The 12,312-nt window shown below is 55.1% G+C and carries 9 protein-coding genes; 5 read left to right on the forward strand and 4 right to left on the reverse strand.

Annotated elements, in window-relative coordinates:
• Positions 1-253 precede the first annotated feature (253 nt).
• From GA0061099_RS25690 to GA0061099_RS25700, 3 genes are all read right to left on the reverse strand, one after another.
• Complete coding sequence (locus GA0061099_RS25690; RefSeq protein WP_141697672.1) at positions 254-1,561, reverse strand: hypothetical protein; 1,308 nt, start codon at positions 1,559-1,561, stop codon at positions 254-256.
• 74 nt (positions 1,562-1,635) lie between these two features.
• The gene (locus GA0061099_RS25695) at positions 1,636-2,808 is read right to left on the reverse strand and encodes a glycosyltransferase (protein ID WP_036011225.1); all 1,173 of its coding nucleotides are present in this window, start codon (positions 2,806-2,808) and stop codon (positions 1,636-1,638) included.
• 18 nt (positions 2,809-2,826) lie between these two features.
• Complete coding sequence (locus tag GA0061099_RS25700) at positions 2,827-3,888, reverse strand: glycosyltransferase (protein ID WP_074448108.1); 1,062 nt, start codon at positions 3,886-3,888, stop codon at positions 2,827-2,829.
• Between the two features lie 322 nt (positions 3,889-4,210).
• Here GA0061099_RS25700 and GA0061099_RS25705 point away from each other — a divergent pair, with 322 nt between their 5' ends.
• Positions 4,211-5,461 (forward strand): glycoside hydrolase family 16 protein, encoded by a 1,251-nt coding sequence (locus GA0061099_RS25705; protein WP_074448109.1) that lies wholly within the window; start codon positions 4,211-4,213, stop codon positions 5,459-5,461.
• Positions 5,462-5,502: 41 nt separating this feature from the next.
• Here GA0061099_RS25705 and GA0061099_RS25710 read toward each other — a convergent pair whose 3' ends face one another.
• Positions 5,503-6,870 (reverse strand): undecaprenyl-phosphate glucose phosphotransferase, encoded by a 1,368-nt coding sequence (locus GA0061099_RS25710; RefSeq protein ID WP_036011313.1) that lies wholly within the window; start codon positions 6,868-6,870, stop codon positions 5,503-5,505.
• Between the two features lie 392 nt (positions 6,871-7,262).
• Between GA0061099_RS25710 and GA0061099_RS25715 the strand changes: the two genes are divergently transcribed.
• The 4 genes from GA0061099_RS25715 to GA0061099_RS25735 all read left to right on the forward strand — a co-directional run bounded on the left by GA0061099_RS25715 (position 7,263) and on the right by GA0061099_RS25735 (position 12,248).
• Positions 7,263-8,255 carry an ABC transporter substrate-binding protein gene (locus GA0061099_RS25715; RefSeq protein ID WP_240538164.1) on the forward strand — a complete coding sequence of 331 codons (993 nt, stop codon included), beginning with the start codon at positions 7,263-7,265 and terminating at the stop codon, positions 8,253-8,255.
• A gap of 774 nt (positions 8,256-9,029) precedes the next feature.
• Positions 9,030-10,004, forward strand: a complete 975-nt coding sequence (locus GA0061099_RS25725) for a GDP-L-fucose synthase family protein (protein ID WP_036011309.1) — start codon at positions 9,030-9,032, stop codon at positions 10,002-10,004.
• Positions 10,005-10,036: 32 nt separating this feature from the next.
• Complete coding sequence (locus tag GA0061099_RS25730) at positions 10,037-11,233, forward strand: glycosyltransferase family 4 protein (protein ID WP_074448110.1); 1,197 nt, start codon at positions 10,037-10,039, stop codon at positions 11,231-11,233.
• A 25-nt stretch (positions 11,234-11,258) separates the two neighbouring features.
• Positions 11,259-12,248: an NAD-dependent epimerase/dehydratase family protein gene (locus tag GA0061099_RS25735; protein ID WP_036011210.1), complete on the forward strand. Its 990-nt coding sequence runs from the start codon at positions 11,259-11,261 to the stop codon at positions 12,246-12,248.
• Positions 12,249-12,312: the final 64 nt, after the last annotated feature.

A 12,312-nucleotide genomic window follows, 5' to 3' on the forward strand; every position in this document is an offset into this window, starting at 1 on the left:
TCGCAGCAATCTTCGCAATTCTTCAATATCACGATAGCCGATCAACTAAAGGTTTGCATCTTGTTTTGCGAAATGTAAGTCGCGGCTCTTAGATCAAGGACGTTAACGTGGACGCTGCCCATGTTGCTGAAGGTGCCAAGACGGTGCGCCGTCTCGGACTGTTGGCTTTCGGAGGGAAAATGAGCAGGTGGTGCACTCCTCGATTCCATCGCGGGCCTCAGCTGACTGTGAAATGTGAGACCGCGGCTGCTTCTTAGGAGGCGGTATACGGAGCTCGGCTCGGATCGGGTACGGGAATTTGTCGTTTGACGCTGGTCTTTCTGTCATTTTGAGGAAGCGAGACTAAAGTCAATATCCAGGTCATGAAAACAAAGTCAGGCTTCAGGAGGCTGCCGGCGCTCATCCAGGCATAAAATAGCGCCGCACAGACCTCTCTCCGGAGAGCGCTCGAATAGAGCCGGAGGATGAAGATAATCGAAAAGAAGAAAAAACCGCTGATCCCGTACTCGTAAATCAGCTTGGCCCAAGTGGGATCATTGATCTCATACTTCAGCTGTAGCACAGCTACGGTGCGAAGATAGGTGCCTGCGCCAGCTCCAAGCCAGGTTGATGCTCCATCACCGAGGTTGCGTTCCAACATTTGGAAAGGTGCGACGAAACGCGCGTACCCACTCGATCCAGGAGTTTCAAACTCTGATGTTCGGTCCAACCAAAGGTTTAATACCGGGATTTCGGAGCCGTAAATGAGAACTAAGAATACGAAGAGCAGCCCCAGTACGAACAACGGCAGCTGACGAACACTCGTGGGAAGTAGAAAACCAAAGAGGACGATGAGCAATCCGGAGCCTGAAACCGAAGCGAGCAGGCCTGCTATTAGGATGCAAAGAACAAGCCGTCGCCTTCTAGAGAAGAACTCCAGCATTAGTGCAATGGCGGTCATTACTGATAAAGTAGACGATTCTCGAAGAAAGAATCCGTTCGCTTTGATGATGCCGCCGCCCTCTCGAACGAAAGCATAGTTTCCGGCACCGCGAATTTCTTCCGGCAAAACAAGAGCAATATTCGAAAAGTATGTTGTCCCTCTAAACAGATTAACCAGGACGAGCTGCACGTCTGCGATCACTGCAATGATACAGACGACCAGAATGAACTTAGCTTGAATAACTTTCCCTACCTCCTCGATGCCACTCCTGGATTGTAGGCGCAGACAAAATGGCGCGTAGAGTACAAACAAAAGCGATAAAGACGACCACGATGTGAGACTGTTCGGCGAGAGCATTCGGAAGCAAGCAAGTATTGCCGCGATAAGGAGTAAAAGGAAGGTCTTCGTGCTTATGGTCGCAAATCCTGAGAGGGGCAGATAGGCGGCGAAAAGCAAGTAGCCAATAAAATCGACCGATACAGGAAACTCACCGATGTTGACCGCAATCTGCGAGCAGAACATAATAGATACGATTGAGGCGTTAAGGGCAAAGCCACCAACAATATCTAGTTGGACTTCACGCGCTTCAATCGAACCCCGATTAATCGAGCCATGAGAGGCGGATTGGTTCTCTATCATTGTCAAAGGCAGATGCCGAGCTCGGTTGGAGAATACTAACGTCCGCAATGCTTCGTAGCTTAAGATTGGTCCTTTCAAGCTTTCGCAAAAAAGGCGTCCCTTAAGCGCCGCGTGCCCATTTCCAAGCCATAGCGATTGGAAGCCAGTTCGTGCAGTTTACGTTGGCTGCGGTTCAATCGATCAGTGTTATCGATATTTTCAACGATCCTTGCGCCGAGATCGTCCAAGCTGTCGGCTAGAAACATGCAAGACTGTTCCTCTGCAGTCGTGCCGGCAAGCGCTCCTCGCAGCCCGAATATAGGCAGTCCCTGAAACGCATAGTCTAGTACTTTGAGTTTGAAGCCGCCCCCGAGCGTTTCGGCGACAAGGCCGCCGCGAGCGCATTGAAACAATTCTCGAACGTCGTCCACCTGCCCGTGGAACGTCACCATTGAAGCCGTGGAAGAAACTTGCTGCGTCACCTCACGCGGCACTGCGCCCACAACGTCCAGGTGAATATCGCTCTTCTTTAGTTGTGGCCCGACCGTTTTTATTATGCTTTCCAAGTTTCGTTGCTTGGCACGCCATTCGAAGGATCCCAGCAGAAGCAATCTCCTCGGACGAGAGGCGCCAATGGTTATAGAAGGAGTTGATTGGCCCAAATAGACCGGAGGGACGACTTGAACGTTCTTTGCCAACGAGAAATAACCAACGTCAGCATCGGAAATGCAGATGATGGAATCTGCCGCCGAGACTACCGCATTCTCGAGTCTCCGATATTTCTCGGCATCGAGACGCATGGTTGTGCGGACCAGCAAGCCGGTCGCGCTGGCTGCAATCTCGGGGCGAATTTTTCCTTCAGCGTTGTGAGCAATGTAGCAGAGCCGTGCTTTTCCTCGCCTGGCCAGAATTGTTGGAAGGAGCCCGGCCGAGTTAGCGTGATCGACTATTATCCAGTCCCAGTCGCGGGCCAACAGTTCGATAAGTCCCGCTTGCAGATCTGGGGTAGCCAGTTTGAACGCATCTTTTGGAAGGCCGGATAATATGCTCCACGCGTCGGAGCCAAGCGGCGGCGGAAAGTCCACGAACGTAACGCGCTGAGAACCGATTGCCTTCGTAAAATCCGAGGTGCTGTCTCTTCGATTCCCAAGAACGCAAAGCGTTACGTCTTCCATCTTCGCGAGCGCTTTGATCAGGCCAGCAGAGTATAGCGCATCGCCGCTGAAGAGCGGACCCGGTAAGCGGCCGGAGATCCAGAGAATGTTCATTTGTGGTCGGACCCAAGCTTAGGGCGAGGTTGACATGCGGGCAAAGCTAAGAAGCGTGCGAAGATTTGAAAGCGGGTGGGCTCGACTGTAGCGCGCCAGGATCAGGAGTCGCGCTAAACGGTTTGGGAGTGACATCAGTGAGCAGATCCAAACCAAATGCTTCATAGCGGTCCCGTATCCATATGGGCCGTGCCATATTACTAAGATTGCATTCCACCAAAGCTCCATAAGAGGGCGATCTGCGTCTGTCCCATCTTCGCGGTCTAGCTTCCGGGCCATGATTCGGTAGTTCACGAACACCAGTTCATGATCGAGCAAGTCCTTCTGTGGCAGCGGCTTTCCAATCCGGCGTGCGTGTTCGCGCAGCAAGTCAAACTCCTGCTTCCTGATTCGTATGCGCGACGCAAAATCTGGAATGATGTTGATATGCCCAGTGTCGTCGATTCGACTGATGTTGCGATTGTGAAGCCGATATTGGCCAAGTGGCTCGATGATTGTCTCAACCCGTCCATAGAGTGGCGCGATCGTGTTGAGTGCGCCATCGTGGGAAACTGGTGGAGTAAGTGGCATCACTTCTTCCAGAAACGATCGAGAGTAGGCGTTTCCGGACGTGACGGGCCAAGTGTAGGTGCCAAATCGTTCAAAGTATGCAGCGGTCTCAGCCGCGCTTATTGGTCTCGGGAAATTGCAGTAGCGCCGGCCCAGAAATGAGCCATTTTGATCGATCAGATCGAGATCGAATTGAATTTTTGCGACCCCGGGGCTATACATTTTTTCAACTTGCTCGAGGGCATTTGGGTACAGGACGTCATCTGCGTCGAGGTAGATGATCAGCATTCCATTCGAGTGGCCGTAGCCAGTGTTTGAAATCGATTTGATACCTTCGTTCGCCTGAAAAATGGGCGTTATCCGGTCTCCATAAGAGCAAATAACCCGGCGGGATCCGTCTGTTGAACCGTCGTCTAAGACGATGATCTCATCAGCGGGTCGCGTCTGGTGAAGAGCGCTCTCAATCGCTTGACCAACGTAGCGCTCATAATTGTAGTTCGTAATTATGATGCTAATTGAAATTCTAGACAATATGACCTCGGTCTACTTTCGTCCGTTGTCGAACCGGATGATTGCGCAGGCTGCGTTGTGCACATCCTTCCTGCAACTCACGCGCCAACCATTGGCGGCTTCACGACGTAGCTGTCAATGCAAACGCTTGGACAGTTGGGCACGTTAGCATAGTATAGTAAGAACCAGTCGGCAGAGCTAGCTATCGAAGCGTTTCGCTTGTGTCTGGTTGGCCATCGATCGGGGGGCATCTTTGTTAGATTGGGCTAGACGAGCTACCTTCTTTTCTGTCTCGCTTGCATTCTTGGTAAATTCTGCGTCGTCAGCTTTCGGCGGCGGCTGGATGCTCGTGTTTGCGGATGAGTTCGACCGTGACGGTTTGGACCGTACCAAATGGGCCACCAGATACATCTATCAGAACGAGACATTGGATCATTTCAACGACGAGAAGCAACGGTACCGGGACAACAACAACCACATCTTCTCCGCAGGAGTGCTGGATCTGGTGGCGCGGCAAGTCGGCGACGGCTCGTATGAGTCCGGAATGATTCGAAGCCGCCAGACGTTCTACTATGGTTACTTCGAAGCTCGGGTATTTCTGCCAAAGGGACGTGGAATCTGGCCGGCCTTCTGGTTGGTCGGAGATTATGATCGGGATGGGCGGACGTGGCATCCACCGGAAGTTGACATCTTCGAATTTGTGATAAATGGCAAAGATGACACGGAAAAGATGCTGCACTCGGGGCCACAGAAACCAGCTTCAGATACATTCAATTTTGTCGACAACACATTTGAGACTAGGCACGGGGAAATGCGAAGTTCTGCCCCCCTGAATGAAGGGTGGCATGTGGCGGGGTTGGTCTGGGCTCCAACAGAAATTACTTTCTTTTGGGACGGTCGCCCGATTTATAGCCGTCCCTATAGGTGGTTACGCAAAGATGGACATTTAGGACCGCCGGCTCAAGTCGTTCTGAATTTCGCTGTTGGCGGAGGTTGGGCCGGCCGGTATGGAATCGAAGATCGGGCGTTCCCGCAGTCTTTCAAGATTGATTACGTTCGCGTGTGCCAATTCACTAGCTCCGACGAGGGCAAAAGTCGATGCGGCGATAGCGAGTTGACGCCGGACCCAACTCGTTACGGATACTCTTCTGACATCGGAGATATGCAAAAGCCGGTGCTTCTTGCTCCGGACTTGATCCGAGGCGCATCAACAAGCGATAGCCAGGTTCTCACGGAGCCAAATGGACATAGAGAGATACGGCTGCGCCTGCCAATCCAATTTCCGCCTTCCTACCCGACTCAGAATCGAACCCTTCAGGTTTCAATTACGGATCAGTTGACCGGAGCGCGTGAATCGACCGTGACAGCAGCCCTTCACGTAGCTCAAGATAAAGGGTCAAATGGGACGCGGACATTTGATGTTGTTCTTCCGGCGCCCAAGCACCCCGGCACCTTTGTCATAAAAGGGCAGATTGCAGCCGCCTTACAGGAGAACGGATCGCAAGTTGTATATAACGTGCCACTTACGTGTTCGACCGGTATTGTGCAGCCAGTCAAATCTTTAACCTGTGATCTTACTTTACTGAAAAACTAGCGCTCCCGCGAGCATCGTCTTGTTTGCCTGGATGACGTCGATCAGTATGCGGTCGGCTGGCCAAAACTAATTAAAGCAGTTCTCACCAAGATTGAGAGATCTAGCCAAATACTCCAATTATTGATGTACCAAAGGTCATACTCCACTCGCTTCTGCATCAGCTCGAGTGTGCGGGTTTCTCCGCGGTAACCATTAACTTGAGCCCAGCCCGTGATGCCGGGCTTAACGTGGTGGCGAAAGGCGTAATTGCCGATGATCTGCTCATATTCGGTGTTGTGGGCGGCCGCGTGCGGGCGGGGGCCGACCAGCGACATGTCGCCCTTGAGCACGTTGAGGAGCTGCGGTAGCTCGTCGATCGAGGTCTTGCGCAGCCATTTGCCGATTGGCGTGACACGCGGGTCGTTCTTCTGCGCCTGCTGAATCGTCGGGCCGTCCTCGAGCACGCGCATGGTGCGGAATTTGAAGATCTTGAACGTGCGCCCGCCAAAGCCGTGGCGGGTCTGGCGGAAGAACACCGGCCCCTTCGAAGTCAGCTTGATCAGGAGGGCGGTCACCATCATCACCGGCGCGAACACGAAAAGCGCAAAGCTCGCGCCGGCGAGGTCCAGCGCGCGCTTGAGCGCGCGTTCGCGGTAAGTGAGCGGGGCGCGGCGCAGCTCGGCGGTGAAGGTGTTGCTGGCGCCGGAAAGCGGATAGCGCAAGAAACGCGCCGTGTTGGGATCCGGCACCAGGTGCACCGGCACGGGGAGAATCTTCAGCGCGTCCAGAATGCTGTCGATCGCATGCTGCCGGCTCCAGTTGATCAGCAGGAAGACGTGCTCGATCCGGTGCTCGCGCGCGTAATTGATCAGCTCCTCGAAGCGCGGCGCCAGCGAGGACAGCAGCAGGGGCGAGGCGATCTCCTTGGCCGGGATCTCTATCACGCGCATCAGGCGGTAGCCGTGCTGGCCGAGATCGTCGACCGCGTTGGAAGAGCTGGCAAGGCCGAACTCGGCGATCATGATCGCGCGGCCATTGGCGAAAGCTCCGCTGCGCAAGGCATGCGCGGTCCAGCGCGCCGCCACCGTCTTCCAGGCGAGCAGCAGGAAAAGGCCGACGAGATAGAACGAGATCGTGGCGCCGCGGGAGAAGCCCTCGCTGACCTTCATCGTGAAGGCGATCGCCAAAAGCGCGCCGAACAGGCCGGTCCAGGTCGTCAGCGTCATGCGGAACGTGCGCGGCCGGTCGGTGATTGTTTTGATTTGGTAGCCCTGCTGCACAATAGTGAGAAGGACGAAATTAATGGCAACCAGAATGCTAGCCGCCGCATAGATTTCGGGCTTCCCGACGACACCCGCGGTCGCCAAGAGATAGCCGACCGCGCAGCCAATCCCGCTGACCACGATCAGCGTCGCATCGACTACCATCATCAAGCGTTCAGCAACTATAGGACGTAGCCAGCTAGGTGCAAAGCCTGCAGCTGTGAATCCAGCTGGCTCGACCACGCTAATTTCCGTTCTAGAATCAGGGACGGGTACCGGCCGAGTGGAAAGAATCGTCATCCTGCCAAATCCATTGACGCAAAATTCACTACGCGCACAATTCGTGCTATCAGTCGAAACCGCTGTTACAACAAGGAGAAGGGAAAATTAACCTTACCCGATAAGCTGCATTGTAGCTCATTTCGCGTAGACTGATATGTTAAATTTCGTGACCCGCTAGGAAGTTCTCGTTGCCTCGAACTCAGTACCGAAGTCGCAATCGGCCGAGAGGAAAGCCTTACTTCGCGGTTGGCCTTTCCGTCGCCGCTTTGGTGGGAGCTGTGCTTCTCCTTTGTCGTCCCGATGAGGCCGCCATACGCGCTCCCACAGCTGCCAAGTCCATCACGCTCAAGCTCCTCCTGGACGGGCCATATAGCGCGCGGTTTGCCGGCGAGCTCGCGGCATCGACGCAGGGATATTTTTCCTCCCGGATTGAGGTGTCGGCGCAGCCCGAAGACCCTGACTTCGTCCAAAACATTGCACGCCAACACGCCATCGGTGTGACGAGCGGCCAGAATTTCCTGCTGGCAAGCTGGCGTGGCGTTCCCGTAACAGCCTTCGCTGCAAGCTTCCTCGATACCTCCGTGGCGATCTTCACACTCGAAAACTCAGGCTTGCGGAAGCCGACTGATCTGGTCGGAAAACGGGTCGGGTATCGCAGGGCGAGTGAGGGAGACGTCGTTTTTGATGCCATGATGGCGCAGCTCGGGCTTCCTCGAAGCCAGATCGCGAAGATCCCAGACCGCGACAGCTTCGTGGCGCTGAGGGACGGGGAGGTGGATGCGATCATTGCCGCTATCGACGAACAGCCCGATCCCTCCAGCTCGACTTTCGTGAAGCTGAACGTCATCAAACCTCAGGACTACGGCATCCACGTCCCAGGCCAGGTCTATTTCGCGAGCAATGATCTGATTCATGACAAGCCTTCCCTTGTCGCTGATTTCCTTCAGGGCCTGATTCGCGGATGGCAATTTACCTACGCCGACTATGCACGGAGCGTGCCCGTTCTCGCCGGCGCCGGCCCAGCTTGGCTGAATTCCGAGCGGCTCAAGTTCGACCTGCAGCAGCAGCGCCCGCTGGTGGTGCCCATAGGCGGCCGCATCGGCGACTACGACGAAAGTCGCTGGCGGACGCTTCGGGATATCCTCCTCTTCGCCAAGCTTGGCGAGGAGGGGGTGCCCTTGGGCCAGGTGGTTAACTACCAGTTCCTACGGGATGTGTACCGCCGTTCGCCCCCCTTCGCGGCCCCGGGCGCCTGGGGCGAGCACAAATAGAACCAAGAAGCCACACTTGGGCGCCATATCGTTCCGAGACACCCACGGCTGCCTCAGGATCGGTTGCATTTTCGGGCGTGGGCTTGGTAAAGTTCGGTTGACTATTTGGGCTGGTCGCGGAGCGGCCTCACGACAGGGAACGTCGGTTGGCTCGGATCTGAGGAGCGCATTCGGGAATCAAATCCGCAGAGCGCGAGGAGCTTTTTGGGATGTTTAAGACGTTGATGCGAACAGGTCTTTTGGCTGCAACCGTTACCTTCTGCGCAGCGAGCGGAGCGAGCGCCGCAATGCAGATGCCAGCGCCGGCCGCCCTGCTCACAGGCGACAGCCAGGTGACGCCTGTTACATTCTGGGCGCAGCCCTACCCCTACCGGTATGTGCCGCGGCGCCACTGTCCGTTGGTGCGGGTCGAGACGCCCTATGGCTGGTACATGGATCGCGTTTGCGCGCCTGTCGGTCCGGTCCTGCGCCGGGCGTACTAAGATCGAGGTGAACCGAGCGGCGGCTGCCGCCTGTCACCGATCGTTCTCAAGGCAGTCGCGCAATTGATGCGGCTGCCTTGCTCGTTTTTGTTTCATTGTGTGCTGATCATTTGTGCGCGCAGCGCAGGTTCACCATGAATATCTTTGTCGGGCCGGGACAGGCTGTCGCATGGTGAAGATTGTGTTAGCAGTTCGGCGGGGCTGCATCGGCAGCGTGATTGCGTAAAGCGGCTGGTCGCCGGATCTCGCCATGTGGTGCGATCCAGGCAGCCGGGTGCTGATAGAGGATACGATGACAGGGGCTTCAACCTACGATCTCACGGGCAAACGTGTCTTCGTCGCGGGTCACCGCGGCATGGTTGGATCAGCTGTCGTCCGCCGGCTTGCCTCAGAGAATTGCACCGTGCTCACGGCTGACCGGCGTGAGCTGGACCTCACAAAGGAAGAACCCACGCTCAGATGGCTCGAGGCCAATCGCCCGGACGTCGTGGTTCATGCCGCTGCGAAGGTTGGCGGTATCGCAGCCAATAACAATTTCCCCGTCGACTTTCTCTGCGACAACCTTGCGCTGGAATTGAGCGTGATCCGCGCAAGTCACGCGGTGGGTGTGCGGCGCCTGCTGTTCCTCGGTTCGTCCTGCATCTATCCCAAGCACGCCAAGCAGCCGATGGCCGAAAGCGAATTGCTGACCGGGCCGCTAGAGCCCACCAACGAGTGGTACGCAATCGCCAAGATTGCCGGCCTCAAGATGTGTCAGGCGTATCGGCGGCAATTCGGCGACGATTTCATCTCGGTGATGCCGACCAATCTCTACGGCCGTGGCGACAATTATCATCCGGATCATAGTCACGTCCCGGCCGCGTTGATCCGACGCTTCCACGAAGCCAAGCTCGCCAATGCACCCAGCGTTTCGGTGTGGGGCACCGGAACGCCGCTCCGCGAATTCCTCAATGTCGATGATTTTGCGGATGCCTGCGTTTTCCTTCTGAAGCACTACTCAAGCGATCTTCCAATCAATGTCGGTAGTGGAGACGAGTTGTCGATTGCTGACTTTGCGACAACGGTTGCGGACGTTGTGGGCTACAGGGGCAAGCTGGTCTTCGACACGTCTAAACCCGATGGTACGCCACGCAAGCTGCTAGATAGCTCTAAGATTAGAGCGATCGGTTGGCGGCCGAACACCACTCTGGGGTCCGGTCTGGCGGCGACGTACAATGATTTCCTGCAGAGCGGAGGTCGCAGGCTGGATGCGATCGTCAGGTCGTAGGTTATAATTGCTGTTGGGCTGAGGTTTTTAAGTTGACGAAGACTATTCTTTATTTGTCTCCTTATTTTTGGCCGGAAGAGATAGGGTCCGCGCCGTATTGTACCGACCTTGCAAGGTATTTGCAGGGCGCGGGGCATCGGCTGCACACAATAGCTTTTCGACCGCATTATCCCACGGCAGAGAATTTCCGTGCATGGAGCGATGGCAGTCGCGACGAAGAGACGTTTGAAAACATCAAGGTGTCTCGAGTCGGGGTAAGTGAGAGAGGCGTCGGCGGCTTCAAGGAGCGCGTGAAGAACGACATTCGCTTTGTAATTTCAGTTTGTCGGAAAGCATTGCTCGGACGTTTCAGCAGACCGGACGTCGTTATCGCCTACGTCCCGAGTATTTTGACCGTCTTCGCTGCAATATTGGTAAAACTTATGAGTGGCGCACAGGTGCTAACCATCGTTCACGATATCGAAAGTGGGTTAGCGCGGTCACTTGGTATTGCTAAGAACCCTCTGATATTGCGAATGATGGAGCGAGTGGAGAGCTTCGTACTCAATCGGTCGGATCGGGTTGTCGTACTGACCGAAGGAATGAAGTGCGAGCTTGAGAAGATCGGGTGTACGAGCCCGATCGACGTCATTTCTATCTGGGCTTCACCTGCGTCTGAATCGCCCATTCCAGTCCACCCCCTAACATTGATGTATTCCGGAAACTTTGGAAAGAAGCAGAATCTGGATCAGCTTCTACCATTGATCAAACGCCTTTCACTCGAAAGGGCCGACATCAAAGTCGTGATGCAGGGAGACGGCTCAGAAAAAGAACGGATCGTTCGCCTGTTTCAGCAGGCAGGCGTGACTAATACCAGGTTTGCGCCGCTGGTGGATGCGGACAAGTTCGTTCCGAGCTTGCAGGCGGCTGCTCTCCACATGGTGCCACAAGCGCTGGACGTCGCAAACTACGCACTGCCATCCAAGCTTTTCTCAATTATGGCGGCTGGACGACCGTATGTCTGTATAGCGGAGGCCGGAAGTCCGCTTGACGTGCTCACGCAGCGCTCTGGAGCAGGAATTTGCGTTTCGCCGGGAGACGAGGATGGCTTGTTTGAAGCAGTGACTAGCCTTCTCGATAGAAAGGACGAGTTAGAGCGAAAAGGTGAGAACGGCCGCACTTTCGTGTCCGAGTGCATGAACAAACAAACCATTATGAACCAATATCTCGCGTTAATTGGCAAGGCATGACATTTCAGGGAAGCAGGGGCATCTAATGGAGATCGGTGGCAGAATTGCAGTGATATTCGGTGGCCACGGATTCATCGGCTCACATCTTGCTCGTGAGCTTGTGGCTTCAGGCAAATATGTTCGAGTCGTAAGCGCGGATATCGCGCCGCAGCCGAGATTCAGGTCCAAGGGTGTCGAATATATCTTTTGCGATGTGAGGTCGCCAATTCCGGCGGACCTGGCACCTGGGGTTACGGAGATTTACAACCTTGCGGCTGTGCACGTTACTCCGGGCCCGGAGGACTGGGAGTACTACTGGACCAACGTATCCGGCGCCTTGAACGTGACGCAATATGCCCGGCTTGCAAGAGTGAAGACGCTACTTTTTACAAGCTCGATCTCGGTCTATGGACCGAGTGAAGATGAGATCTCAGAATTCTCGGATCCTAACCCCGAGAGTTCGTATGGAAAATCGAAGCTTCTAGCCGAAGGTATTCATCAGAGTTGGCAACTAGAGGAGCCGAGGGACCGAAAGCTGGTGATTGTCCGGCCGGCCGTTGTATTTGGGTTTCAGGAACGAGGGAATTTCACCAGGTTAGCTCGATCACTGGAGAGAAGGGCGTTCTTCTATCCCGGCAGGAGAGACACCAAAAAAGCCTGCGGATACGTTAAAGATTTGGTCGCCTCATTGGAGTTCGCTCGTCGCAGCGAAGAGATGCTCACAATCTACAATTTTGCGTTCGACGAACCGGTGACGACGGAAGGCATTTGCGCGGCCTTTTGCCGGGTGGCCAATTTGCCAGAGCCGAAGTTTACAATTCCGATAAGCCTCATTCTTCTGGGAGGGCTAGCATTTGAACTGCTTTCCAAGCTCGGCTTGAAGACCCCGATCAATCGAGCGCGTGTCCTGAAGCTTTTTAGGTCTACCAACATCGTTCCGAAAAAATTGCAAAGCGACGGATTTGTTCGACAATTTGACCTTGTGGCTGCTCTGCGCGACTGGCGCTCGCAGTCGCCCGTCGGGCGGTTTGAGTAAAAGCCGCTTATCGGCCGCCCCGGACTGTCCAATCCTTGCCAGAAGGGCCGCAGCGCTCTTCTGG

This window comes from Bradyrhizobium yuanmingense (assembly GCF_900094575.1).
GTDB lineage: Bacteria > Pseudomonadota > Alphaproteobacteria > Rhizobiales > Xanthobacteraceae > Bradyrhizobium > Bradyrhizobium yuanmingense.

Bases quoted from the DNA above. Each gene is read 5' to 3' on its own strand.
- GA0061099_RS25690 (WP_141697672.1), bottom strand. From the start codon at position 1,561: ATGATAGAGAACCAATCCGCCTCTCATGGCTCGATTAATCGGGGTTCG.
- GA0061099_RS25695 (WP_036011225.1), bottom strand. From the start codon at position 2,808: ATGAACATTCTCTGGATCTCCGGCCGCTTACCGGGTCCGCTCTTCAGC.
- GA0061099_RS25705 (WP_074448109.1), top strand. From the start codon at position 4,211: ATGCTCGTGTTTGCGGATGAGTTCGACCGTGACGGTTTGGACCGTACC.
- GA0061099_RS25710 (WP_036011313.1), bottom strand. From the start codon at position 6,870: ATGATGGTAGTCGATGCGACGCTGATCGTGGTCAGCGGGATTGGCTGC.
- GA0061099_RS25725 (WP_036011309.1), top strand. From the start codon at position 9,030: ATGACAGGGGCTTCAACCTACGATCTCACGGGCAAACGTGTCTTCGTC.
- GA0061099_RS25735 (WP_036011210.1), top strand. From the start codon at position 11,259: ATGGAGATCGGTGGCAGAATTGCAGTGATATTCGGTGGCCACGGATTC.